Origin of the sequence: Streptomyces sp. NPDC048352 (genome assembly GCF_040651895.1) — a bacterium.
GTDB lineage: Bacteria > Actinomycetota > Actinomycetes > Streptomycetales > Streptomycetaceae > Streptomyces.
The window spans coordinates 67,516-91,492 of the sequence record NZ_JBEZKZ010000018.1; the positions used below are offsets into that span (position 1 = coordinate 67,516).

23 protein-coding genes are annotated in these 23,977 nt (G+C 74.6%); 8 read left to right on the top strand and 15 right to left on the bottom strand.

Annotation, left to right across the window (positions count from 1 at the left end; all coding sequences use genetic code 11):
* Entirely contained in the window at window positions 1–636 is a 636-nt protein-coding gene (locus tag AB0D45_RS12625) for a hypothetical protein (protein WP_362457745.1), read from the top strand.
* A gap of 53 nt (window positions 637–689) precedes the next feature.
* Here AB0D45_RS12625 and AB0D45_RS12630 read toward each other — a convergent pair whose 3' ends face one another.
* The 4 genes from AB0D45_RS12630 to AB0D45_RS12645 all read right to left on the bottom strand — a co-directional run bounded on the left by AB0D45_RS12630 (window position 690) and on the right by AB0D45_RS12645 (window position 4,657).
* Window positions 690–932, bottom strand: coding sequence for a DUF6213 family protein (locus AB0D45_RS12630; RefSeq protein ID WP_362457748.1), 243 nt, complete (start codon window positions 930–932; stop codon window positions 690–692).
* An 80-nt stretch (window positions 933–1,012) separates the two neighbouring features.
* A complete protein-coding gene (locus AB0D45_RS12635; RefSeq protein ID WP_362457751.1) occupies window positions 1,013–3,118 on the bottom strand; it encodes a xanthine dehydrogenase family protein molybdopterin-binding subunit in 2,106 nt (701 codons plus the stop codon).
* Between the two features lie 58 nt (window positions 3,119–3,176).
* On the bottom strand, window positions 3,177–4,169 hold the full coding sequence (locus AB0D45_RS12640) for a xanthine dehydrogenase family protein subunit M (protein ID WP_362457754.1): 993 nt from the start codon (window positions 4,167–4,169) through the stop codon (window positions 3,177–3,179).
* Window positions 4,166–4,657, bottom strand: coding sequence for a 2Fe-2S iron-sulfur cluster-binding protein (locus AB0D45_RS12645; protein ID WP_362457757.1), 492 nt, complete (start codon window positions 4,655–4,657; stop codon window positions 4,166–4,168). The genes AB0D45_RS12640 and AB0D45_RS12645 overlap by 4 nt, the downstream gene beginning before the upstream one ends.
* A gap of 158 nt (window positions 4,658–4,815) precedes the next feature.
* On the opposite strand from AB0D45_RS12645, the gene AB0D45_RS12650 reads away from it, so the two are divergent.
* On the top strand, window positions 4,816–5,019 hold the full coding sequence (locus AB0D45_RS12650; protein ID WP_362457760.1) for a CsbD family protein: 204 nt from the start codon (window positions 4,816–4,818) through the stop codon (window positions 5,017–5,019).
* 95 nt (window positions 5,020–5,114) lie between these two features.
* Here the strand turns inward: AB0D45_RS12650 and AB0D45_RS12655 are convergent, their stop codons facing one another.
* The 5 genes from AB0D45_RS12655 to AB0D45_RS12675 are packed head-to-tail and all read right to left on the bottom strand — an operon-like array spanning window position 5,115 to window position 12,433.
* Window positions 5,115–6,344, bottom strand: coding sequence for a type III PLP-dependent enzyme (locus tag AB0D45_RS12655; RefSeq protein WP_362457763.1), 1,230 nt, complete (start codon window positions 6,342–6,344; stop codon window positions 5,115–5,117).
* Window positions 6,341–8,161 (bottom strand): IucA/IucC family protein, encoded by a 1,821-nt coding sequence (locus tag AB0D45_RS12660; protein WP_362457766.1) that lies wholly within the window; start codon window positions 8,159–8,161, stop codon window positions 6,341–6,343. Before AB0D45_RS12660 ends, AB0D45_RS12655 begins: the two co-directional genes overlap by 4 nt.
* A complete protein-coding gene (locus AB0D45_RS12665; protein WP_362457769.1) occupies window positions 8,161–9,453 on the bottom strand; it encodes an MFS transporter in 1,293 nt (430 codons plus the stop codon). Before AB0D45_RS12665 ends, AB0D45_RS12660 begins: the two co-directional genes overlap by 1 nt.
* Window positions 9,450–11,243 carry an IucA/IucC family protein gene (locus tag AB0D45_RS12670; protein ID WP_362457772.1) on the bottom strand — a complete coding sequence of 598 codons (1,794 nt, stop codon included), beginning with the start codon at window positions 11,241–11,243 and terminating at the stop codon, window positions 9,450–9,452. The genes AB0D45_RS12665 and AB0D45_RS12670 overlap by 4 nt, the downstream gene beginning before the upstream one ends.
* Window positions 11,240–12,433, bottom strand: coding sequence for an ATP-grasp domain-containing protein (locus AB0D45_RS12675; RefSeq protein ID WP_362457775.1), 1,194 nt, complete (start codon window positions 12,431–12,433; stop codon window positions 11,240–11,242). The genes AB0D45_RS12670 and AB0D45_RS12675 overlap by 4 nt, the downstream gene beginning before the upstream one ends.
* Before the next feature lie 248 nt (window positions 12,434–12,681).
* Here AB0D45_RS12675 and AB0D45_RS12680 point away from each other — a divergent pair, with 248 nt between their 5' ends.
* Window positions 12,682–13,533, top strand: coding sequence for a (2Fe-2S)-binding protein (locus AB0D45_RS12680; protein ID WP_362457778.1), 852 nt, complete (start codon window positions 12,682–12,684; stop codon window positions 13,531–13,533).
* Window positions 13,534–13,627: 94 nt separating this feature from the next.
* Here AB0D45_RS12680 and AB0D45_RS12685 read toward each other — a convergent pair whose 3' ends face one another.
* Window positions 13,628–14,644, bottom strand: a complete 1,017-nt coding sequence (locus AB0D45_RS12685; protein WP_361611328.1) for an iron-siderophore ABC transporter substrate-binding protein — start codon at window positions 14,642–14,644, stop codon at window positions 13,628–13,630.
* A 145-nt stretch (window positions 14,645–14,789) separates the two neighbouring features.
* On the opposite strand from AB0D45_RS12685, the gene AB0D45_RS12690 reads away from it, so the two are divergent.
* Genes AB0D45_RS12690 through AB0D45_RS12700 form a run of 3 tightly spaced genes read left to right on the top strand, consistent with a single transcriptional unit; the run spans window position 14,790 to window position 17,810 of the window.
* Window positions 14,790–15,854: an iron ABC transporter permease gene (locus AB0D45_RS12690; protein ID WP_361611326.1), complete on the top strand. Its 1,065-nt coding sequence runs from the start codon at window positions 14,790–14,792 to the stop codon at window positions 15,852–15,854.
* A complete protein-coding gene (locus tag AB0D45_RS12695) occupies window positions 15,851–16,969 on the top strand; it encodes an iron chelate uptake ABC transporter family permease subunit (protein ID WP_362457782.1) in 1,119 nt (372 codons plus the stop codon). Before AB0D45_RS12690 ends, AB0D45_RS12695 begins: the two co-directional genes overlap by 4 nt.
* Before the next feature lies 1 nt (window position 16,970).
* On the top strand, window positions 16,971–17,810 hold the full coding sequence (locus tag AB0D45_RS12700; protein WP_362457785.1) for an ABC transporter ATP-binding protein: 840 nt from the start codon (window positions 16,971–16,973) through the stop codon (window positions 17,808–17,810).
* Between the two features lie 49 nt (window positions 17,811–17,859).
* On the opposite strand, the gene AB0D45_RS12705 is transcribed toward AB0D45_RS12700, so the two are convergent.
* The 4 genes from AB0D45_RS12705 to AB0D45_RS12720 all read right to left on the bottom strand — a co-directional run bounded on the left by AB0D45_RS12705 (window position 17,860) and on the right by AB0D45_RS12720 (window position 20,012).
* Window positions 17,860–18,279, bottom strand: a complete 420-nt coding sequence (locus tag AB0D45_RS12705; protein ID WP_362457788.1) for an ATP-binding protein — start codon at window positions 18,277–18,279, stop codon at window positions 17,860–17,862.
* A 183-nt stretch (window positions 18,280–18,462) separates the two neighbouring features.
* Complete coding sequence (locus AB0D45_RS12710; RefSeq protein ID WP_362457791.1) at window positions 18,463–18,786, bottom strand: plasmid stabilization protein; 324 nt, start codon at window positions 18,784–18,786, stop codon at window positions 18,463–18,465.
* A gap of 139 nt (window positions 18,787–18,925) precedes the next feature.
* Window positions 18,926–19,603 carry a UdgX family uracil-DNA binding protein gene (locus tag AB0D45_RS12715; protein ID WP_362457794.1) on the bottom strand — a complete coding sequence of 226 codons (678 nt, stop codon included), beginning with the start codon at window positions 19,601–19,603 and terminating at the stop codon, window positions 18,926–18,928.
* A 142-nt stretch (window positions 19,604–19,745) separates the two neighbouring features.
* A complete protein-coding gene (locus tag AB0D45_RS12720; protein ID WP_362457796.1) occupies window positions 19,746–20,012 on the bottom strand; it encodes a DUF4235 domain-containing protein in 267 nt (88 codons plus the stop codon).
* 177 nt (window positions 20,013–20,189) lie between these two features.
* Here AB0D45_RS12720 and AB0D45_RS12725 point away from each other — a divergent pair, with 177 nt between their 5' ends.
* Complete coding sequence (locus AB0D45_RS12725; protein WP_362457799.1) at window positions 20,190–20,408, top strand: hypothetical protein; 219 nt, start codon at window positions 20,190–20,192, stop codon at window positions 20,406–20,408.
* 173 nt (window positions 20,409–20,581) lie between these two features.
* Here the strand turns inward: AB0D45_RS12725 and AB0D45_RS12730 are convergent, their stop codons facing one another.
* Entirely contained in the window at window positions 20,582–21,424 is an 843-nt protein-coding gene (locus AB0D45_RS12730) for a VOC family protein (protein ID WP_362457802.1), read from the bottom strand.
* Window positions 21,425–21,754: 330 nt separating this feature from the next.
* On the opposite strand from AB0D45_RS12730, the gene katG reads away from it, so the two are divergent.
* Window positions 21,755–23,944 (top strand): catalase/peroxidase HPI, encoded by a 2,190-nt coding sequence (gene katG / locus AB0D45_RS12735; RefSeq protein ID WP_362457805.1) that lies wholly within the window; start codon window positions 21,755–21,757, stop codon window positions 23,942–23,944.
* Window positions 23,945–23,977 lie beyond the last annotated feature (33 nt).

Genomic DNA, 23,977 nt, shown 5'->3' on the forward strand with positions numbered 1-23,977 from the left:
ATGCGCAACCACGACGAGAACGAGACGACCGAGCGCACCCCGCTGAGCACGGAGGACCTGGCGGGCCCGGACGAGTCCGGCGGGGGCGCGGTGCCCGTCTACCCGGGCGAGGCGTCCGGGGACACCCTGTCCGAGGCGCGGAGGGGTGGCCAGGACGAGGGGGACGCGCCGCTGACCGGCCGCGACGACCAGGTCGCGGACACCGGCGGCCGGGGCGACGGCCTCGGACGCGGCCGGGACGAGGAGCTCGGGCGCTCCCAGGACGACGACCTCGGACCGGCGGGGCTCGGCGACCGGAGCACCACGGCCGGCGCGGACGACGACGCCGTGCGGGGCGGGCCCGCGGAGCCGGGCGGCGCCGGGGACGACCAGCCGCTGGTCTCCGCCGCGGACGCCGAGCGGTACCGCACCGCCTGGGGCGAGATCCAGGGCCGTTTCGTCGACGACCCGCAGGAGGCGGTCACCTCCGCGGACAGCCTGGTGGCCGAGCTCATGCAGGACCTCGCCGGGACGTTCAACACGCACAAGCAGGACCTGCAGGGCCAGTGGCAGCGCGGGGACCAGGTGGCCACCGAGGACCTGCGCATGGCGCTGCAGCACTACCGGTCGTTCTTCAACCGCCTGCTGAAGACCTGAGATGAAGACCTGAGACCGGACCGGCCGGCCACCACAGGAGGAGCGGAAGGGCGTCAGCCCTTCCGCTCCTCCTGCGCGGAGGCGCAGCCGATGCACTCGACGTCGATCTGGTCGGCGAGCTCGGTCAGTACGTCGGCCAGGTCGGACACCGTCCGCTCGTCGGCGGGCATCTCGCCCGTCTCGGTGGCGTCCACCCAGTCCTCGGCCAGGCGGCGCAGCAGCGCGGTGACGTGGTCGGCGGGGATCAGCAGACCCCCGTCTTCTGCGGGGAACAGCGGTATCGACACCTGGATCATGGGACTTCCTCCCGGACGGCTCCTCATCGTCGGCTACCCGCACTCCGGCGGGGCAACCGTGCGCGCCGACCCCGCGCCGCTCAGGCCTCTTCCCCGGCCAGGGCGGCGAGGACCCGGTCGGGGGTGAGGGGCAGCTCGCGGATCCGGCGGCCGGTCGCGCGGGCGAAGGCGTTGCCGATGGCGGCGGCCGCGCCCACCGTGCCGATCTCGCCGATCCCCTTGCTGCCCATGGGGTTCAGGTGCTTGTCGTGCTCGTCCACCCAGTACGCCTCGATGTCGGGTACGTCGGCGTGCACCGGCACGTGGTACGAGGCCAGGTCGCGCGCGGTGAAGTCGCCGTACACCGGATCCAGCGGGGAGTGCTCGGTGAGGGCCATGCCCAGGCCCATCGTCATGCCGCCCACGAACTGGGAGCGGGCCGTGAGCGGGTTGAGGATGCGGCCGGCCGCGAAGACGCCCAGCATGCGCAGCACCCGCACCTCCCCGGTCACCGTGTCGACCCGCACCTCGGCGAACTGGGCGCCGAAGGCGTGGCGCGCGTACGGCGAGCGCTGTTTGGCGGCGGCGGTGGTGTCGGCGGAGGCGCAGATCCCGCCCTCGGGGACGTTGCCGTCCCGCCGCTCCAGCTTCAGTGCGAGCGCACGGCAGGCCTCGTGCACCGCCCATCCCCAGGACGCGGTACCGGACGAGCCGCCCGCGAGCGGTGCCTGGGGCAGGCCGGTGTGCCCGACCACGCTCGTCACCCGGTCCGCGGGCACGCCCAGCGCGTCGGCGGCGACCAGGGCCAGGACGGTGCGGGCCCCGGTCCCGATGTCGGTGGCGGCCACCTCCACCCGGTAGGTGCCGTCCGGCAGGGCGTGCGCGAGCGCCTGGGAGGGGGCCACCAGCACCGGGTACGTGGACGCGGCCACGCCGGCGCCGGTCAGCAGGGCGCCGGATGCCCGGGGTGTGCGGGCGTCCGCCCAGCCGAAGCGCCGTGCGCCCTCGCGCAGACAGGCCGCCAGGTTGCGGCTGCTGTACGGGCGTCCGCTGTCCGGCTCCGCGGCCGGCTCGTTGCGCAGCCGCAGCTCGACGGGGTCGATGCCCAGGGCGTCGGCGAGTTCGTCCATCGCCGACTCCAGCGCGTACATGCCGGGCGTCTCGCCGGGCGCCCGCATCCAGGACGGGGTGGGGACGTCGAGCGGTACGACCCGGTGCGCGGTGAGGAGGTCGGGCGCCTCGTACATCACCCGGGCGGGGACGGCCGCCTGCTCGACGAACTCGCGGATCCGCGAGGTGTGGGTGGTGACCTCGTGCGCCAGGGCCGTGAGGGTGCCGTCGGGGCGGGCGCCGATGCGGAGCCGGTGCAGGGTGGGGGCGCGGTGGCCCACCACGGCGGGCAGGTGGCCGCGGGGCAGGGCGAGCTTCACGGGCCGGCCGGTGTGCCGGGCCGCCATGACGGCGAGCACGACGTGCGGGCGGGGCGTGCCCTTGCAGCCGAATCCGCCGCCCACGTGTTCGGAGTTCACGGTGATCCGCTCCTCCGGCAGGCCGAACAGGGAGGCCAGCTCGGTGCGGACGGTGTTGGCGCCCTGGCTGGAGTCGTACACCGTCAGCCGGCCCTCGTCCGCGTCCCAGACGGCGGTGGCCGCGTGCGGCTCCATCGGGTGGTTGTGCAGCGGGGGCACCGTGTACCGGCAGTCGACGCGCACCGGCGCGGAGGCGTACGCGGCGAGCGCGTCGCCCCGCTCGCTGCGCCCGGGGTAGCCGCCGTTGGCCTTCTCGGGGGCGTAGGCGCCGGGGTGCTCCTCGTACAGCCGGACGTCGGGGGCGCCCTCGGCCTCGTACGTCACGGTCACGGCCTCGGCGGCGGCCCGGGCCCGCTCCAGGGTGTCGGCCACCGCCAGGGCGACGTACCAGCCGCGGTGGGGCACCCGCGCGTCCTGGAGCAGCCGCAGCGCCGCGTCCTCGGTCGGCCCCAGCCGGGGGGCGTCGGAGGCGGTGAGCACGGCCACCACGCCGGGCAGCGCCCCGGCCGCGGCCGTGTCCACGCGGACCGTCCGGCCGGACGCCACGGTGGCGGGTACCGGCCAGGCGTACAGGCAGCCGGGCGGGGTGTGGTCGGCGGCGTAGCGGGCGGTGCCGGTGACCTTCGGCACGGCCTCCCGCCGGGTCGCGGGCGAGCCGAGCGCGGTGAAGCCTTCCATGTCTCTCCTTCTGTCGCGCCGCGCGCACCCCGCCGGGCGGGCGGGGCGGCCGCCGGGGTCAGTCCGGCAGGGACCCGGCGAGCCGGCCCAGTACGTCGACGGCGAGGTTGCGGGCGAGGCGCACCTTGAAGGCGTTGTCGCGCAGCGGGCGGGCCGCCTGGAGTTCCGCGTCCACGGCCGTGCGCAGGACGTCTTCCGCCGGCCGCTCCCCCAGCAGGCGCTCCTCGGCGACCCGGGCCCGCCAGGGCCGGTGCGCCAGCCCGCCGAAGGCGAGCGCCACCCGGGAGATCCGGCCGTCCCGGGTCTCCAGGACCGCTGCGGCCGACGCGAGCGCGAAGGCGTACGAGGCGCGGTCCCTGGCCTTGCGGTAGGCGGAGGGGACGCCGAACACGCCGGGCGGCAGGACGACCGCCGTGACGAGCTCCCCGTGCCCCAGCGTCGTGTCCCGCTCGGGGTGCTCCCCGGGCAGCCGCAGGAAGCCGTCGAGCGGCACCCTGCGGACGCCGTCGGCGCCGGTGACCTCCACCTCGGCGTCGAGCGCGCTCAGCGCCACGGCGAGGTCGGAGGGGTGGGTGGCGACGCACAGCGGGGAGTGCCCGAGTACGGCGTGCTCGCGGTTGACGCCGTCCAGGGCGGCGCAGCCGCTGCCCGGCTCCCGCTTGTTGCAGGCCTTGGACACGTCCTGGAAGTAGCCGCAGCGGGTGCGCTGGAGCAGGTTGCCGCCGGTCGTCGCGGCATTGCGCAGCTGCGCCGACGCCCCGGCGAGGAGGGCCTGGGCGAGGGCCGGACAGCGGGCCCCGGCGACCGGGTGCGTGGCGAGGTCGGCGTTGCGGACGCCGGCGCCGACGCGGACCCCGCCGTCCGCGGTGGCCTCGACGTCGGCGGGCAGCAGGCGGGCGATGTCCACGACGGTGTCGGGCCGCTCGACGCCGAGCTTCATCAGGTCCACGAGGTTGGTGCCGCCGGCGAGGTAGGCGGAGCCGGGCCGGCCGCCGTGGGCCCCGGCCGCTTCGGCGAGGCCGGCGGGGCGGACGTAGTGGAAGGGCTTCACGCGACCACGTCCCGTACGGCGTCGACGATGCGCGGGTAGGCGCCGCAGCGGCACAGGTTGCCGCTCAGCCGTTCGGCGATCGCCTCACGGGTGAGGTCCGCGCCCTCCGCCTTCGCCTCGGCGAGCAGGCCGACGGCCGAGCAGAGCTGGCCGGGCGTGCAGTAGCCGCACTGGAAGGCGTCCCGGGCCGCGAAGGCCTCCTGGAGCGGGTGGGGCCGCCCGTCGGGCCCGGCGAGGCCCTCGACGGTGGTGACCCGCGCGCCGTCCTGGGCGACGGCGAGCAGCAGGCAGCTGTTGAGCCGCCGGCCGTCGACGAGGACGGTGCAGGCCCCGCACTGGCCGTGGTCGCAGCCCTTCTTCGAGCCGGTGAGGTCGAGCCGCTCGCGCAGCGCGTCGAGCAGGGTCGTGCGGTGGTCCAGGTCGAGGGTGTGCCGTTCGCCGTTGACGTACAGCGTGACCTGCGCGTGCGTGGCTTCGTGGCCGTCCATGCCGAAACGCCTGCCTCTCCTGACGGTCCTCACCGCCCCTTGGCGTGTAACCGGTCGGCGGCGTCCCGCACCGCATCGCGGCCCGGTTCCACCCGATCGGGTTTGGACGGCGGAAGCTGGGCAGGCGGTCCCGTGAGGCTCTCGGAAAGGAGATCACCATGGCGGAGAAGGCCAAGGGCAAGATGGACCAGGCCAAGGGCAAGGCGAAGGAGGCCGTCGGCAAGGTCACCGGCAACGACCGGATGAAGGCCGAAGGCAAGATGGACCAGGTCAAGGGCAAGACGAAGGAAACCATGGGCAAGGCCGACGAGAGCGCGCGCGGAGTGGGCGACTCCCTGCGCGACCGTCGCCGCGAGACCTGATCTCCCGCGGCCCCGTACGGCGTGGCCCCCGGCCGGTTCCGGTCGGGGGCCGCGCCGTGCCGCGTCGCGGGCCCGCTTTCTCGGGACGGGGCGCCTCAGGCGCCGGTTCGGGCCCGGTCGGCCTCCAGGAAGTGGAAGCCGGGGCGCGGGTGCATCAGGAAGTCGTGGTGCGAGATGTTCCAGGCGTAGGCTCCCGCGACCCCGAACGCCACCCGGTCCCCCGCCCGCAGGCCGGCGGCCGGCACGCCGCGCGCCAGCAGGTCCTTGGGCGTGCACAGCTGGCCGGTGAGCGTGATCCGCTCCCCCTCGGCACCCGGCCGGGGCCAGGGGTGGGGCCATGCGGCGACGGGCAGCACGGTGCAGGGCTGGTCGTGGCCCTTGGTCGCCGGGGTGCGCAGGTGGTGGGTGCCGCCGCGGACCACGGCGAACTCCTCGCCGCGGCTGCGCTTGACGTCCAGTACCTCGGTGGCGTACCAGCCGCAGTACGCGGTCAGGGCGCGGCCGGGCTCGATGCGCAGGGTCAGGCCGGGGTGCGCGTCCGCGAGCCGGGCGAGGCCCGCGCCGTAGGCCGTCCAGTCGAAACGGGCGTCCGGGTCCGCGTAGTCGACGCTCATGCCGCCGCCCACGTTGACCTCCGAGAACGTGACGCGGTGGCGGGCGGCGAGGCCGGCGGCCCAGGTCACGACGGACTCGGCGACGGCGAGCTGCTCGGGGGCGTCGAGCCCGCTGGCCAGGTGGGCGTGGACGCCCAGCAGGCGCAGCCGCGGGTAGGTGCCGTCGGTGAGCAGGCGCACCGCCGTGTCGGCGTCGTCGGGGTCCAGGCCGAAGGGGGTGGGGCGGCCGCCCATGGCCAGGGAGCTGCCTTCGAGGGAGGCGGCGTCCAGGGGCAGGTTGCAGCGGAGCAGCACCCCGGGAACCGCGGAGCCGGGGGCGGTGCGCGTGACGAGGTCGGCCAGCATCCGCAGCTCGTGCAGGCTCTCCACGTGGAAGCGCTGCACGCCCAGTTCGAGGGCGCTCACGATCTCCGCCGGGGTCTTCCCGGGCCCGCCGAAGGCGAGGGGGCTGCCCGGCACCGCCTTGGAGACGTGGGCGAGTTCGCCGCCGGAGGAGACCTCGTAGCCGTCGACGTACGGTGCGAGGGCGGCGAGGATCTCCGCCTCCGGGTTGGCCTTGGCCGCGTAGTAGAGCTCGACGCGCTCCGGCAGGGCGGCCCGTACGGCGGCGGCGTGCTCGCGCAGGGCCGTCAGGTCGTACAGGTAGGCGGGCAGTTCCGTCGCCGCGAGGTCGAGGACGCGGTCGCGTACGGCTGCGGTGGGGGCGGTCAACGGGGGCTCCGGGTGGTTTCGGCGTGGGCGTCTTCGGTGCGGTCGTCGTCGGTGTGGTCGCGCAGCACCTGGGACAGCACGTCCTCGGTGAGCGGGGAGGCCAGCCGGACGTATCCGGCTTCGCGGTCGGCCTTGCGCTCCCAGCGGGTGAGCAGGTTCGCCTTGGCGGGCAGCGGCACGCCGGCGAGCAGGGCGGCCAGGCGCGGCGGGCAGCCGTGCCGGTCGGCGTGCTCCTGGACGGTGGCGCGGACCTGGGACCACAGGGCGGCCTCGGTCTGCGGGTGGAGGTCGGCGAGGGCGGCGAGCATCTCGGCGATGTGGTTGACCAGCAGGCAGTAGACGACCCGGTCCCAGCCGCGCTGGGCGTCGTACGTCATGGGGCCGGCGACGTCGGCCGGCAGTGCGGCGAGGAGGTCCGCGTGGTGCTCGGGGACGAGCTTGGTGCCCTCGAGGTCGCGGAAGAGCACCTGGGCCGGCATGCCCTCGTCGTCGACGCAGACGACGACGTTCTGCAGGTGCGGCTCCAGGACCAGGCCGTGGTCGAAGTACGCGGACAGGACGGGCGGTACGAGCAGCTTCACGTACGCGGCCCACCAGGCGAGGGCGGCCTGCGGGTCCCCGGTGTCGATGAGGCGGGAGATGTGCCCGGGGCCCGTGGGGTACTCGTCGGCGACGGCGGCGGCCAGGAGGGGGGTGGTGCCGGGCATGAGCCGGGTGAGCAGGCCCTCCCGGACGATCACGCCGAAGCCCTCCAGGAGGGACCGGTCCGGGGTGCCGTCGGGGCCGGGCAGGGCGATGCTGCGGTAGGCGGGCTCGCGGAGCATGGCGGTGCCGGGGAAGCGGGCCTCCAGGTCCCCCAGGACCGGGGCCAGCAGGCGGGTCAGGGCGACCGCGCCGGAGAGTTCGTAACTGGCGTTCTTGCGCAGGCAGTTGGTGATGCGGACGTTGAGGCTGAACTTCAGGAAGGTGTCCCCGTCGTACAGGGTGCGGACCGAGGCGGTGGCGGCGAAGGGCTCGCCGCCCTCGCCGAGGTCCAGCACGTCGCCGCGGTCGAGGGCCGCGCGCAGCTGCGGGGACCCGCTGAGCATCTCGTACTGCCAGGGGTGCGCCGGCAGCAGCCGGTAGCCGTCGGGGACGTCGGCGCGCAGGGCGTCGAGGGGCCGTGTCGCACCGTCCTCGGCGCTCTCCTCGATGACGAGGTGCTCGCGCACGGCGAGGTGGCGCAGCCGGAAGGTGGCGCCGGTCTCGGGCGCGTAGGCGAGCCAGGAGGCGATGTCGCCGCTGCGGGCCTTGGGGGTGGGGTGGAAGCGGTGGCCGAGGACGAGGGACTGCTCGGACTCCAGGTAGGCGGCGAGCCCGTCGCCGTCCCCGACGGCGGTGCCCGTGGCCGGCCGGGCGGCGCGTACGGCGAGGGCGGCCGAGACGGCCTCGTGGCTGGAGGCGACCTGCTCCAGGAACTCCTCGTTGCGCACGTCGGTCCGCAGCGCCAGTTCGTCCTGGACGTACTCGGCGAGCCGGCGCCAGCCGACCGCGGCCCACCCGCCGTCCCGGCGCTCGCGCACCGGACCGGTGAAGCGGTGGGCGCCGAGCAGCGAGGTGCGGCGCAGGGCGGCGCGCAGCAGCACTCCGCGGCGGGGCAGCCACAGCAGCAGGTGGCCGTCGGCCACGGCGGTCTGGTGTTCCGGCCCGGACAGCTCGCGCAGCAGGCAGTTCAGGAGGGTGTGGGCGACCGCTTCGTCGGCCGTGGGCAGCCCGGCCGGGGATACGGCGGCACGGGTGGCGACGGGGGCGGCACCGCTTGCATCGGTCAGGGACATCAACGGCTCCAGCGGGTGCGGAGAGAGCGGGGGGAACGGAGGTTCAGGGCCGGGAGCGCGGTCGCGCAGACGGTGGCCAGGGCCACGGCGGTACCGGTTAGCACGGGGGCGGTCGGCCCGTACAGGCTGTTGCCGACGGCGGCGGCGAGGCCCGCGGCGACGGCTCCGGCCTTGGAGAAGAACTCGATCGAGCCGAACAGCCCGCCCGGCGCGCGCCCCTTGGCGCATTCGGAGGCCATCACGGAGAGGCAGACGAGACCGAGGGTCAGGCCCGCGCCCAGCAGCAGGCGGACGGCGGCCAGGGTGGCGAGCGAGTGGGCCGGCCAGTGTCCGGCCAGCCCGAGGGCTATGCAGGCGAAGCCGATCGCCACGCCGAGGCGCGGGCGCGCGTGGAACGTGGAGTGCACCCACATCGCGGCGGCGAGGTAGCACAGGTGGGGCAGGGCGAAGAGGACGCCGGAGACCGCCGGCGAGGTGCCGGGGATCCGCTCGTCGACGAGGGAGATCAGGTACGGGAAGGAGATGACCGTGGAGAAGACGAAGGCGAACTCCAGGGCGTACAGCCGGTACAGGGTGGCCCGCCCGCGGCCCGGCTCCCCGCCCCCGCCCGGCTCCGCGACCGGGGCGTCGGAAGGCGCCGGCGCGGGCGTACGGGGCCGTGCCCGCCCGCCGCGGGATTCCGGCAGCGCGGCGATCAGCGCCGCGGCCGTCAGCGGCAGGACGGCGAGCAGGGCGTACTGGCGGTGCGGGGACAGCCAGGGGGAGAGGCTGCCGACCACGATCGGGGCGAAGACGAGCGCGGCGCGCGCTGCGCCCTGCATCAGCGTCAGCGCCTTGGACAGCTGTGGTCCTTCCAGCGCGGCGCCCAGGTAGCCGTTGGACGCGGCGAAGGTGCCGCCGAGCACGCCCTGGAGGACCAGGGCGACGGTGAAGGCGGCGATCGAGTCGGCCCAGCCGGCCAGCAGGAAGGACACCGCGAGGCCCAGCTGGGCGCGCAGCAGGAGCCGCTTGCGGCCGAACCGGTCGGCGAGCCGCCCCCACAGGGGGGCGCCGACGGCGGCGAAGATGGTGGGGACGATGTAGAGCACCCCGGCCCAGCTGGCGTCGCGGTCGCCGAGCTCCGGGAGGATCTCGGTGAGGAAGGGCGGCAGGCCGAGCGCCGCGAAGGAGGCCACGAAGTAGCAGCCGGCCACCGCGTGCACCTGTCTGCGGCCGAGCGCCGGGCGGAGTTCGGGCTCGGGGCGGGCGGCGGGGACCGCCGTGCGCTGGTCCGCGGGGGCTTCGGTGCTCATGGTGAACCCTCCTGCCGGAGGAGGTAGTTGGGTCCGGTGGTGTAGTGCTTGTTGATGTCGGCGGCGCCCGAGCGCTCCTTGCTGAGCAGGGTTCCGGCGGTGACCATCGCCTTGACGGGCAGCTGCGGCGCGTCCAGGACGTGGGCGCGCAGCACGGCGCCGGGCTCCCCCGGTGCGGTGCCGAGCCGTTCGGCGGCCTCGGCGAGCCGTTCGCGTACGAGGTCCAGCAGGACCCGGGCGTCGGCGCGGCCGTGCCGGGCCAGCCCGAAGGCGTAGGAACCGGCGCACAGGTGCAGGGTGATGGTGGTGAACAGGTCGGTGAGCGGGCGGTCGTCCTCGCTGAAGGCGCGGGGGTCGTCGAAGCCGAGGGGGGCGTCGGCGCCGAGCGTGGCGCGTACGCGGGCGGCGTGGACGCGCGGGCCGTCGTCGTCCTTGAACAGCAGCCGCAGGCGGGTGTCGCCGGCCGGGCCGCGGTCGAGGACGAGGGAGATGTTCTGCTGGTGCGACTCCAGGGCGATGCCGTAGCCGAACAGGGTGGTCTGCCAGTCGAGGAGCAGCCGCAGGTAGGCGCCGAGGAGGGCGAGCGGGTCCCCGCCGTAGAACCGGTCGGCGAGGTGGTCGATCAGCAGCCGGCCGCCGGGGGCCTCGGCGAGGAGCGCGGCGAGCGGGGTGACGACGGCGTCCTCCAGTCCGGCCGGGTGGCGGCGGCAGAGGGCGGCGAGGAGCTCGTGGCCGGCGTGGGCGTAGACCGTCTCGTCGGCGTGCAGGACGACGCCCTGGAAGCGCGGTTCGCGGGCGACGACGGCTTCCACGAGGCGCTGGCCGGCGACCCCGTCGGCGAGGAAGCCGGGCCGGATGACGCGGCGGTTGCGCAGGCCCAGGGTGGCGGTGGCCATCGGGACCTTGATGTGCAGGGTGGGGTCGTCGGTGACGGAGACCGTGCGCATGGACAGGGTGGGGACGACGTCGAGGTACGGGCGCTCGGCCAGGACCGCCCGGCCGGTCAGGCCCGCGGCGTGCAGGGCCTCGTCCAGCGGTGCGCCGACGGTGAGCGGGTGGACGGGCAGGGCGAGGTGGCTGTGGTCGAGCGCGGGCAGGCCGAGCGCGGCCGGCGTGGGCCAGAGGGCGGGCAGCGCGTCCGGGCCGCCGGCCACGGTGAGGTCCTGCCGGGGGACGGCGATCCAGCGCAGGCCGAAGTGCGGGTGGAACTCGGGGGCGTAGGCGTGCAGCTGGTCCTCGTCGAGGCCGGAGCGGCCGCGCGCGGTGGGGTACACCGGGTGGTCGAGGCGTGCCGCGAGGGTGTCGTACGCGAGCCCGCCCGCGAGGCCGGTCCAGTCGGCGGGTTGCGCTCCGTGGGCGGCGGTCAGGGTGGCTGCGGCCTCGTCGCGGGTGCGGGAGTGCAGGCGCATGGTGGCGAGGGTCTGGCGGCACTCCTCGGCGAAGGCGTCGAAGCCGCCCCGGTCGACGGGGTCGGCGAGCGCGCCGAGGGCGTCGAGCACCTCGTCGTGGGTGGTGAGTTCGCGGCCGTCGGACTCGCGCACGAGCAGCGGCAGCCGGGCGGCGTGGACGCTCTGGTAGCCGTCCTCGGCGACCGGGAGGAGCAGCGCGTCACCGTCCTCGGCGGGCAGCCGCAGCCACCGCCCGTCGGCGCGGTCGACGGGGGTGGTGCGGGTGCGCAGGCCGACGACGTCCTCCCGCAGGAGGGCGCCGAGGACGCGCAGCAGCAGCTCCGCTTCGGTGGTGTCGGCGAGGGCCGGGGCGGCGGGGGCCGCCTGGGCGGTCGTCGTCACGGGGTGATCTCCCACCGCTGGGCCGCGAGGTAGTCGGCGGCGACCCGGTCGACGGTCGCCTGGTCCTCGCCGACCGCGCGCAGCACTCCGATGTAGTCGCGGTTGGTGTGGTACAGCCCGTGCCGCTCCCCCACCGCGCGCAGCGGCCGGTACGTCAGTTCGACGCCGTCCACGACGAGGTCGGCCGCCGCGGGCGCGGCCGTGAGCGTGCCGGCGCCGTGGGCGCAGGGGTAGTCGACGACGGCGGCGCCTTCCGTGCGCGCGCCCAGGTCGGCGGGCAGCGGCTGCCCCAGGTGCGTGCGCAGGACGTGCTCGAAGAGCGGGATGTCCAGCAGCCGCCTCAGGAGCAGGTCCATCTGGTCGCCGATGGCCCGGTAGTTGACCTCGATGATGCGGGCGCGGCCGTCGTGCACGACGAACTCGGTGTGGCAGACGCCGAATCCGACGCCGAGGGCGTCGAGCTGGGCGAGGACCTGCTCCAGCACCGGTTCGGGGTGGTGGGGGACGTAGACCAGCCGCTCCTCGATGAAGTACGGGGGTGCGGACAGCCGGGTGTGGAAGCCGCTCAGTACGTGACGGACGTTTCCGTCGCCGAGCGTCTCCAGGGTGTACAGCTCGCCGGCCAGGTACTCCTCGACCACCAGGGGCGCCTGCGGCCGGCGGACCTGGATCTCCTTGCAGCGCAGGACGAGCTCCTCCGGCCCCTCGACCAGCACCACGTCCTCACTGGCGACCCCCTCGCGCGGCTTGACCACGCACGGGTAGGGCACGTCCAGGGCGAGGAGGGAGACCGGGTCCTGACCGGGGGACAGCTCCGTCGACCACACCGCGTCCAGCCCGCTCGCGGCCAGGTGGCGGCGCATCTGGGCCTTGTCCTTGACCCTCAGGGTCGCGCGCCAGTCCTTGGCGGGCAGGCCGAAGTAGTCGGCCGCCAGCGCCGCCTGGGTCTGGAGGTGGTCGCTGTTGGTGAACACGGCGTCGGGTGCGTGGTGGGTCGATATGCGGGTGATGACCGCGCGGAAGTCGCGTACGTCGCACTCCAGGACCTCGACGTCCGCGGCGACCGACCGGCGGTGGGCCTCGGGCTGGTCGGTCAGGACGGTGACGTCGAGACCGAGCCGGGCGGCGGCGGGGAGGAACCCTTCGGTGACCGAATCGGTCGGGTTGAGTGCGAGCAGGTACAACCGCATGGGCTGGAGCCCCTTCCGAGAACTGAACAGTGGGGGTGAGCGTGGTGGCTGTTTTCCGGCACGCCGTGGCGCCGGCGGATTCCGCGTTCCACCGGTGACGTCAGCTTAGGTTAGCCAACCCTTAGCTTCAACCAGGCTGGGCGGCACGCGGCCTGACGGAGCAGCCATGATCGTAAACCATTGGGTTAAGGTAAGCCTTACCTACCGCCTCGTACCGGAGTACCCGTGCCGCACATGAGCGACAACCGATGACCGCGGTCCCACGCACCGCAGCCGCCGCCCCGGGCGCCTCCGACACGCTCGCGCGGACCTACGGGCGCCTCGCGGCGCACTGCCCCGCGCTCGACGTCCGGGTGGCCACCGCGGCCGCGCGGCCCGGACGGTGCGTCAGCGGGGCGGAACTGGCGGAGGACGAGGGGGCCCTGGAGGCCTTCGTCGCCGCCGAGGCCGCCCGCATCCGGACCGGCCACGGGCACGAGCCGCGACCCGACGTGGCCGCGTCGCGCGCCCTGCACGACTACCTCTGGTCCGTCAGCCTGCTGATGAGCGGCGCCTGGTACCTGGAGCGGCGCGTGCCGCGCATCCGCCCGCGCGAGGTCCGCGTGGACCTCGCGACGGGCACCTTCGAGGTCGTACCGGGGGCGGGGTTCGCCTGCCTGCCCGGCGATCCGGCGGCGCGCCTCGCGGGCGCGCGGGCCGTGGCCGGCGAGGAGGCGCTGCGCGCCGAGCTGCGCGCGGCCGTCGCCGATCACGTACGGCCGCTGCTGGCGGCCGCGGGACCGCGGCTGCGGCGCCGGGACCGGGCCCTGTGGGGCATGGCCGCCGACGACCTCGTCTCCGGGATCTGGTACCTGGGCCGCGTCCTCGACCAGGAGGAGCGGGCCGTTCGGGAGGCGACCGAGCTGCTCCCCACCGCCATCGCCCCCTTCCCGGGCGGCGCGGACTTCAGGCGGCTCGCGACTCGCGACGGACGGCTGCACCCGACGCGCACCCGGCTCGGCTGCTGCATGTACTACACGCTGGACGCGGCCCGGGCGTGCGCGACCTGCCCCCGGACCTGTGACGCGGAACGGATCCGCCGGATCGAGGACGCGGGCTGAACGGGCCCGCGCGCCGCTGACGGCAAGGGCCGGCCCCCGGCCGCGTACCGGAGTACGCGGCCGGGGGCCGGCCCGTTGGCGGGGGTGGAGACGCCTACTTGGCAGGGTCCACCTGGAAGGCCTTCGCCAGGTCGTCGAGGACCATGTCCGCACCCTGGAGCGAGACCGAGGTCATCCAGGTCGCGTCGTCGACCTCGTGCACCTGGTTCTTCTGGACCGCGTTCAGGCGCTGCCACAGCGGGTTGGCGACGAACTTCTTCTTGCGCTCCTCACCGCCGGAGAAGCTGGTCATGAAGATGTGGTCGGCGTCCGCCTGCTGGATCTGCTCTTCGCTGATCTCGATGTTGAACTTGGCCTCGTCGCGCTGGTTCTCCGGCCGCGTCAGGCCCATGTCGTTCAGGATGATGCCGCTGAAGGTCTTGGGGAGGTAGATGCGCGTCGGACCGTCGACGAAGCGCAGGACCGAGAAGGTGGGCTTGCCGCCCGCGCCGCCGCCCTTGGCGTTGATGGCGTCACCGATCTTCTTGGCGCGCGTCTGGTACGCCGTCAGCTTGGCCTGGGCCTTCTCCTCCTGACCCAGCGCCTGGCCGAGGAAGGTGACGTTCTCCTTCCAGATCGGGCCGGTGGTCTTGACGAACACGGTCGGGGCGATCTGGCTCAGCCGGTCGTAGAAGTCGGCGTGACGGACCGTCGCCGAGACGATGAGGTCCGGCTTGAGCGCCGCGATGGCCTCGAGGTTGGGGCTGTCGAGCGGGCCGACGTCCTTGGTGTCCTTCACCGCGTCACCGAGGTAGGCCGGGAAGCCCTTCTGGTCACGGTACGATCCGATACCGCCCACCAGCGGCGCGTCGAGCGCGACGACGGCCTCCACGAGGCTGTTGTCCAGCGCCACCACGCGCTTGGGCTTGGCCTTGATCTCGGTCTTGCCCTTGTCGTGGGTGATGGTCCGCGGGAAGCCGGCGGACTCCGCGGCGGCCGGCTTGGAGGAGTCGGCGGCCGGCTTGTCGTCACCGCCGGCGCCACCGCAGGCAGCCAGGGAGAGGGCCATGGCCGCCGTCAGGACGGCAGCGGCGATCCGGCCCGGCCGGCGACGCTGGGTGAAGGTGTTCATCGGTTCTCAGTTCTCCAGAGGGAACGCATGTTCTTAGGTAAGCCTTGCCTGAGTAAGCGCGTGGTGAACAGTAGCGGCTCTCCGTGGCCAAATCCAGACGGGGGGTGCGGAGTAAATTCGGTTAGGCATCCCTTACCTTGTGTGAGTGTCTCTGAAGCCCGTCACCGCCGCTGCCGCCGCGGTCCCCGCCCCAGCCGTTCCGCCACCCCGACGACTCCTTTCCCGGACCCTCGTGTTCACCGCGCTGCTCGCCACCGTGGCCGCCATGGTCTGCGCCTCCCTGGCGATCGGCACGAAGGCCGTCGCGCTCTCCGACGTGCTGTCCGCGATCGGCGGCAGCGAGGCGGGGGACGCGGTCGTCATCCGCGAACTGCGCATGCCCAGAACGTTCCTGGGGCTGTTGGTCGGCCTCTCCCTGGGCGCCGCGGGCGCGGTGGCCCAGGACATCACCCGCAACCCGCTGGGCGACCCCGGCCTGATCGGCATAAGCGCGGGCGGCTCGTTCGCGGTCGCCGCGAGCATCGGCGTGCTGGGGCTGACGAGTTCGTACCAGTACATCTGGTTCGCCTTCCTCGGCGGGGCGCTGGCCGGGCTCATCGCCTACGCCGTCGGCGGCACCGGGTACGGGGGCGCGACCCCCGCCAAACTGGCGCTGGCCGGCGCGGCCGTGACCGTCCTGCTCGACGCCGGCACCAACACCCTCGTGCTGCTGGACGTCCGCACCCTGGACCAGTACCGGTTCTGGGCGGTGGGCTCCCTGGCCGGCCGCGACGCGCACCTGGGCGTGGAACTGCTCCCGTTCGTCATCGTCGGGCTCGCCCTCGCCCTCGGACTGAGCGGGCGGCTCAACGCCCTCGCCCTCGGCGACGACGTGGCCAGCTCGCTCGGGACCCCGGTCCGGTCCACCCGCGCGCTCGGCGCGGTGGCGGTGGTCCTGCTGACCGGCGCGGCCGTGGCCGCGGCCGGTCCCGTGACGTTCGTCGGCCTGGTCGTCCCGCACGTCGTACGGGCCTTCACCGGGCCCGACGCCCGCTGGCTCGTGCCGTGTTCCGCCCTGGGCGGGGCCTCGCTGATGCTCGGCGCCGACGTGGTGGGCCGCATGGTGGCCCGGCCCGGCGAACTGGAGGCGGGCGTGGTGACCGCCCTGCTCGGGGCGCCGTTCCTCGCGCTGCTGGTCAAGCGCGGCAAGCTCAAGGAGCACACCCGATGAGCACGACGAGCACGACGACCCCGGCCGGCGCGGCGCGCACAACGGACCGTCAGAAGACCGTACGGCTGCTGCGGATCGAGGCCGGACCCGTCGGCGTGGCCGTACGCCCCCGGGTGGCCCTCGTGGTGGCCGCACTCGTGGCGACCGGCTTCGCCGGCCTGATCGCCTCCGTCTCGCTGGGCACGTTCGCCATCCCGGTGGGCGACGTCCTGGCCGCGGTGCTGGGCAGCGGCTCCGGCTCGGCCGACCTGATCGTCCACCAGCTCCGGCTGCCGCGCGCCCTGACGGCCCTGCTGGTCGGGGCGGCCTTCGGGCTGGCCGGCGCCGTGTTCCAGGCCGTCACCCGCAACCCGCTGGCCAGCCCCGACCTGATCGGCATCGCGGCCGGCTCCGGGGCCGGCGCGGTGAGCGCCATCCTCATCGGCGGGGTCACCGCGGCCGGCGCCGGCACCTTCGCGGCGGTCCCCTTCGGGGCGCTCGCCGGCGCACTGCTGACCTCGGCCGGCATCTACCTGCTGGCGTACCGGGACGGCACCATCACCGGCTACCGCTTCGTCCTCGTCGGCCTCGCCGCGAACGGCGCCCTGGCGGCGCTGACCCGCTGGATGCTGGCCCGCGCCGACATCGACCAGGCCTCCCGCGCCATGGTGTGGCTGACCGGCAGCCTCAACGGGCGCGGCTACGAGCACGTCCAGTGGGCCGGCCTCGCCCTGGCCGTGCTGCTGCCGCTGACCCTGGCGCTGGCCCGCCCGTACCAGCTGCTCCAGTACGACGACGACACCGCGCGCAGCCTCGGCATCCCGCTGCGGCACGCGCGGATCGCGCTGCTGCTGCTCGCCACCTGCCTCACCGCGCTCGCCACGTCGGCGGCCGGACCGATCGCCTTCATCGCGCTGGGCGCCCCGCAGATCGCCCGGCGGCTCGCCGGCACCGCCGGCATCCCGCTGGTCACCAGCGCGCTGACCGGCGCGGTCCTGCTCATCCTCGCCGACCTCGGCGCGCGCACCGCCCTCGCCCCGGCCGAGCTGCCCGTCGGCGTGCTCACCGGCGCCGTGGGCGCCCCGTACCTGCTGCTACTCCTCGCCCGTACCAACCGGGCCGGAAAGGGAGGCTGACATGACCGCCCCGCTGACCGAGACCCAGCCGACCGGCACCGCGCCCGCCGCGCTCAGCGCGGCCGGCCTGCGCCTGGGGTACGGCGACCGGATCGTCTCCGAGGACCTCGACCTGGACATCCCGGCCGGGGAGGTGACCGCGCTGGTCGGCCCGAACGCGTGCGGGAAGTCCACCGCCCTGCGGGCCCTGGCCCGGCTGCTCAAGCCGGCCGGCGGCGCCGTCCACCTGGACGGCGAGGACATCGCGGGCCTGTCGGCGCGGGAGTTCGCGCTGCGGCTGGCCCTGCTGCCCCAGTCCCCCAGTGCCCCGGACGGCATCTCCGTGCGCGACCTGGTGGCCCGGGGCCGTACGCCGCACCAGCGGTGGTGGCGCCAGTGGTCGTCCTCCGACGAGGCGGCGGTGGACGCGGCCCTGGCGGCGACGGGCTCCGCGGAACTGGCGACGCGCTCCATCGACGAGCTGTCGGGCGGCCAGCGCCAGCGGGTGTGGATCGCGATGGCACTGGCCCAGCAGACGCCCGTACTGCTGCTGGACGAGCCGACGACCTACCTCGACCTCGCCCACCAGGTGGACGTCCTGGAACTCGTGGCCGACCTCAACCGCGCCGAGGGGCGCACCGTGGTCATGGTGCTGCACGAGCTCAATCTGGCCTGCCGCTACGCCGGGCACCTCGTGGCCATGCGCGACGGCCGTGTGATCGCCGCCGGGCCGCCCTCGGAGATCGTCACCCCGGACCTGGTCCACGAGGTGTTCGGCCTGCGCGCGGCCGTCATCCGGTGCCCGGTCGCCGGTACCCCGCTCGTCATCCCGCAGGGCGGGCGGCGCGTGGAGATCGTCTGAGCCGCCGCCGGGGCGGTCGCCGGACCTGCAGCGGCGGGCGGTTCACGGCTCAGCCGGGGACGTGGGCGTGGATGGTCTTGCCCGCCGGCTCGCCGTCGTGGTGGCGGATCTGCACCTCGGTCGCGAGCCGGTTGACCAGGTGCCATCCCCAGCCGCCTTCGCCCCGGTGGCCGGGCGGCCGGGGCCGCGGCTCCGCGCTGCTGCAGTCGCTGACGTCCACGTCGACGCCGTCGGCTCGGAGGTGGAGGTCGAGGGCGCAGTCGCCCCCGGTGTGCCGGACGGCGTTGGTGACGAGTTCGCTGATCACCAGCAGGGCGGTGTCCAGCGCGACGGGCCTGAGCGGCGGGTCCCGGTCGACCGGCCGCTCCAGGAACGCGCGGGCCGCCTGGCGGGCGTCGGCCGCCGCGCCCTGGCCGTGCAGGGCCATGTGCAGGGTCGTGGGTGTGGAACGGACTGAGTGGAGAGGCATGTCGGCTCCCCCCGGGAGCCTCGTGTCGCAGACCGTGCGGACCGGACCGGGCCGGGCGGAACGCGGCGGGCCGGCCGGGCCGCAGCGCTGCTCTTGCCGGGTACGGCCCGGGCGGGGCCGGTACGCACGGTGCGGCCGCGTGCGGTCGCGGCCGGCGGGGCCGCGGGCTGCGACGCGAGGGAGTCAGTGGCCGAGGGCCCGCATCAGCTCGGACTTGTCCATCTTCGACCGGCCCTCGATGTTGCGCTCCTTCGCCTCGTTGTAGAGCTGCTCCTTCGTGGGGCCCTGAGCGCCGCTGTGGGAGCGCTCTCCGCCGCGCTCCGAGGACGACTTGCCCTGCGTCGAGGAGCGGCTCGCGGTCTTCGACTCGCCGGAGCGCGCGCGTTCCTTGTTGACGGTGCGCGCGGCCATCTCCTTGGCCCGGCCAGTGCTCTCGCCGCGGTTCTCGGCGCTCTCCTTGATGTGCTCGTACTGGCGTTCACGCTTGGGACTGGAACCACGAGGCATGGTGACTCCTCGGATCGTGTGCGGTCTCGGTGTGCGGTCTCGGTTGACGGATCCACCGGATCCCCAAGGGCGCCTGCCCGGCTCGGGGAGGGTCATGCGGGCGGGTTCGGCCCGGTGCCGGGCCGCCGGCGGACGGCCCCTAATCCAGCGCGGTGGCGGCCACGGACAGGTCCGCGACCAGGCCGGCGAAGGCGGCGTCCCGGTCCTCGGACCGCAGGACGGCCGACGGATGGACCGTCGCCAGCAGCTGCCCGGGCGCCGAGCCGTCCCGGCCGCCGTCCAGCGCGGGCATCGGCAGCAGCACCCCGCGCTGCTCGCCCACCCGGAAGGACGAGCCCAGCAGCGCCTTGCCGGCCGTGCCTCCCAGCACCACCAGCACGTCGGGCGCGACCAGCCGCAGCTCCTCCACCAGCCAGGGCCGGCAGGCGGTCGTCTCGCGCAGGCTCGGGGCCTTGTGGATGCGGCGCTTTCCGCGCGGGGCCACCGTGAACTTGAAGTGCTTCACCACGTTGGTCAGGTACGCGCCCTCGTCGGCGAGCCCGGCCTCGTCGAGCGCCTTGCGCAGCAGCCGGCCCGCCGGGCCCACGAACGGTTCGCCGCGCAGGTCCTCCTGGTCGCCGGGCTGCTCTCCGACCAGCATCAGCCGGGCGTGGGCCGGGCCGCTGCCGAAGACGGTCTGGGTGGCGTCCCGGAAGAGCGGGCAGCCCCTGCAGCCGGCCGCCGCCTGCCGCAGGCCGCGCATCCCGCCGCCGGAGGGCAGGTAGGGACGTGCGTCGTACTCCCGGCCGGCTTCCGCCGCGCCCGGGTCCGCGTCCATCGCCACCACCTCCGCGCCGTGGCTGCGGCTCCCGCGCTCTGGTCCGCCCCGGCGGTCCGGGACCGCGGGGCGGCAGGCGGCGTCTGCCCTGCGGTCCCCGCCTCCAAACGGGCGGCCGGCCCGCCATCGCCGGGGCGTCCGGTCAGGCGGGCCAGGTACCGGTCAGGCGCCTGGCGGCCACCGCCCCGCTGCGGTCGATGACCGCCTTGACGGCGGCGAACAGGGCTCCCTGCAGGGCCGCGGCCATGAGGATCTCCCGCCACGACCGCTCCTCGTCGGTGGCGTTCGGTGCGTCGCCCTCGTGCCCGAGCCGCTTCCAGATCTGCTTGAACACGGCCCCCGCCAGAGCGCCTCCGGTGGCGCCGAGGGCCAGGCCGACGGGCTTGTAAACGATCTTCGATGCCTTCACCGGAACCTCCTCGTGCGACGGCTCGGTGCCCGGCGCCTGCCCATGGGCGCCCGCGGCTAACGCACGGGCCGCCGCCGGCGCCGTTTGGCGGGGCGGGCCGGGGGCAGGCGCGCAGACCGAGTGGGCGCTCCCTCCCGGCGACGGAGCCCCAGCCCCGCGCCCGGAAGGGATGACGCCATGGATCCGGCACCAGCTCCAGGCCCCGCCTCCGCACAGCTCGCCGAAGAGGCCCGGTCAGCACTGACGGAAGTCACCGATCCCGCCGCGCGGGCGACCCTGCTGGTCGCTCTGGCTGCGGTCCAGGAACTCCAGGCCCTGACCCGCTCCGCGCAGGGCGTCGACGCCCGGCTCAAGAAGATCAACCAGTACCTCGGAGCCCTGGCGAACAAACCCTAGGGGGTGTCCGCGAAGTAGCGCCGGCCGCCCGAAGGGCGGGCCCTGCGGCGTCTGGTGCCGTGCATCGCAAGGCGGAGGGCCGCCCGCGTACTGGACGTACCCGGGCCGGCCCGACAACGCAGCGAGGCGCGGTGCCAGGCGTCGCAGGGCAGGCGGGACTTCGCGGACACCCCCTAGGCCGTCTCGTCCGCGGGCCGGTCGAGGGTGAAGAGGGCTCCCTGGGGATCACGGAGCGTCACCTGCGCCCGGCCCGGCCCGGCAGGCCCCGGTACCTCGGTCGCCCCGCGGGCCAGGGCCCGCGCCTGGGCCTCCTGCACGTCGGGGACCCGGAAGTGGACGAGCCAGCGGGGCCGCTCGTGCGACTTCTCGGCGGCGGCCTCCACCGGCCCGCTGTTCAGCCGGGCGACCGCTTCGCCGCCGCTGCGCAGCACCACCTGGTCGTCCTCGTACGACGCCACGCAGGAGCCCGGATCGTCCTCGGCCCACTGCAGCACCGGCCCGTAGAACAGGGCCGCCTCGAAGGCGTCGCGGGTCAGCAGCTCCAGCCAGGCGGGGGCCCCTCCGCCACCGACCCTCCAGCCGGCCAGTACCGGCCCCTCCCAGATGCCGAAGCCGGCTCCGTCGCGGTCGGCCACCAGGGCCGCCCTGCCCCGGGGCGGGTAGGAGACGGGCCCGACGCCGACGGTGCCGCCGCGTTCGCGTACCCGGGCCGCGGCCTCGTCCGCGCTGTCCACGCGGAAGTACGCCGTCCAGGCCACGGGAGCGGCCAGCTCGGCGGCCATCGCGCCGAGGCCCGCGACCGGCACTCCGTCCAGCTCGGCCACCGAGAACGTGCTGCCCAGTCCTCCCGGCCTGAACGTCCAGCCCAGGACGTCGCCGTAGAAGCCCTCCGCGGCTTCCAGGTCCCGTGCCGTCAGGCTCAGCCAGCACGGTGCGCCGCGCGGCCCGGCCGCCACCAGGGTCTCGGCGCGCGCCTCCCGCTCGCGGCGGCCGGGCCCGGGAAGGTCTGCGGACATGGCGTGCCCTCCTCGTCTGGAGCCCTCGGGGAGCCCTCGTGCCGTCCGGAACCGATCACGCCCCGCACCGCGCGGGACGCGCGCCCTGCCTGCCGGGGCTGCCGGGCGCCTACCCTCCCCCGGCACCCCCACACCCCACCCGCTCCCCCGGCCGCCGGCTCGCCCGGACGGTCTCGTGCGGGCACGCCCTGCGTGTTACTCACAGCCGTGCGGTCCGCCGTGCGCGACCATACGGACGCAGACACACGCCCGGTCATCGGCGTCATGCCTGAGGGCGCGGGTCGCAAGCAGCCAGCAGGTGGAAACACCGAGACAGGAAGAAGGACGGACGTGTCCGGCAGCGAAAGCGAGAACCCCGCAATCCCCTCCCCGGCCGCCACGCCGACCCGCCCCAGGACGAACCGGGACTGGTGGCCGAACCAGCTGGACCTCCAGGTGCTCCACCAGCATTCGCCCCGCGCCAACCCGATGGGCGAGGACTTCGACTACGCGAAGGAGTTCGCGGCCCTGGACGTCGAGGCCCTGAAGCGGGACGTCTTCGAGGTGATGACGGCGTCGCAGGACTGGTGGCCCGCCGACTACGGCCACTACGGGCCGCTCTTCATCAGGATGAGCTGGCACGCCGCGGGTACGTACCGGATCGCCGACGGCCGGGGCGGCGGCGGCTCCGGCGCCCAGCGCTTCGCCCCCCTCAACAGCTGGCCGGACAACGCGAGCCTCGACAAGGCGCGCCGGCTGCTCTGGCCGGTCAAGCAGAAGTACGGGCGCGCGATCTCCTGGGCCGACCTGCTGGTCTTCGCCGGCAACTGCGCGATGGAGTCGATGGGGTTCAAGACGTTCGGGTTCGGTTTCGGGCGGGAGGACATCTGGGAGCCGGAGGAGATCTTCTGGGGGCCCGAGGACACCTGGCTCGGAGACGAGCGCTACAGCGGCGACAGGGAACTGACGGGGCCGTTCGGCGCCGTGCAGATGGGCCTCATCTACGTCAATCCGGAAGGGCCCGGCGGCAACCCGGACCCCCTCGCCGCGGCCCGGGACATCCGCGAGACGTTCGGGCGCATGGCGATGAACGACGAGGAGACGGTCGCGCTGATCGTGGGCGGCCACACCTTCGGCAAGTGCCACGGGGCGGTCGACCCGGAGTACATCGGTCCGGAGCCGGAGGCCGCGCCGCTCGAACAGCAGGGCCTCGGGTGGTCGAACGCGTACGGCACCGGCAAGGGGGGCGACACGCTCACCAGCGGGCTGGAGGGCGCGTGGACGACCGAGCCGACGAAGTGGGACAACGGATACCTGGACAACCTGTTCCGGTACGAGTGGGAGCTGACGACGAGCCCGGCCGGCGCGAAGCAGTGGACGCCGACGGACGCCTCGGCCCAGGGGACGGTGCCCGACGCCCACGATCCGTCGAAGCGGCACGCCCCCATGATGCTGACGACGGACCTCGCGCTGAAGCTGGATCCGGTCTACGGGCCGATCTCGAAGGGCTTCCACGAGGACCCGGACCGGCTCGCGGACGCCTTCGCCCGGGCCTGGTACAAGCTGCTGCACCGCGACATGGGGCCCGTCTCGCGCTACCTCGGCCCCTGGATCCCCGAGCCGCAGCTGTGGCAGGACCCCGTCCCGGAGGCCGGTCACGAGCTGATCGGGGACGCGGAGACCGCCGACCTCAAGGCCCGGATCCTCGGCTCGGGGCTGTCCGTCTCCCAGCTGGCCGGCACCGCCTGGGCCGCGGCGGCGAGCTTCCGGGGCACCGACAAGCGGGGCGGCGCCAACGGGGCGCGGATCCGGCTCGCGCCGCAGAAGGACTGGGAGGTCAACGCGGTACCCGAGGTGGCGCAGACGGTCGAGGCCCTCGACCGGATCCGGCAGGACTTCAACGCCTCGCAGACCGGCGGGAAGAAGGTCTCCCTCGCCGATCTGATCGTCCTGGGCGGGTGCGCGGCCGTGGAGAAGGCGGCGAAGGACGCGGGGCACTCCGTCACCGTGCCGTTCGCGCCGGGGCGTACGGACGCCTCGCAGGAGCAGACCGACGTGGAGTCCTTCGCCGTACTGGAACCCAGGGCGGACGGCTTCCGCAACTACCTGAAGGCGGGCGAGAAGCTGTCGCCGGAGACCCTGCTGCTGGACCGCGCGAACATGCTGACGCTGACCGCCCCCGAGATGACGGTGCTGGCGGGCGGCATGCGGGCCCTGGGCACCGGCTTCAACGGGTCCCGGCACGGTGTCTTCACCAGCCGGCCGCAGACGCTGACCAACGACTTCTTCGTCAACCTGCTGGACATGGGGACGGAGTGGAAGGCCTCGACCTCGGACGAGAACGTGTTCGAAGGCCGGGTCCGCGGCACGGGCGAGGTCAAGTGGACCGCCACGGCCGTCGACCTCGTCTTCGGCGCGCATTCGCAGCTCCGCGCCCTGTGCGAGGTCTACGCCTGCCAGGACGCGGGCGAGAAGTTCGTCCGTGACTTCGTGGCGGCGTGGGACAAGGTGATGACCCTGGACCGGTTCGACCTCGCCTGAGCCGGTGTCCGCCGTCCGCCGTCCCGGCCGGTC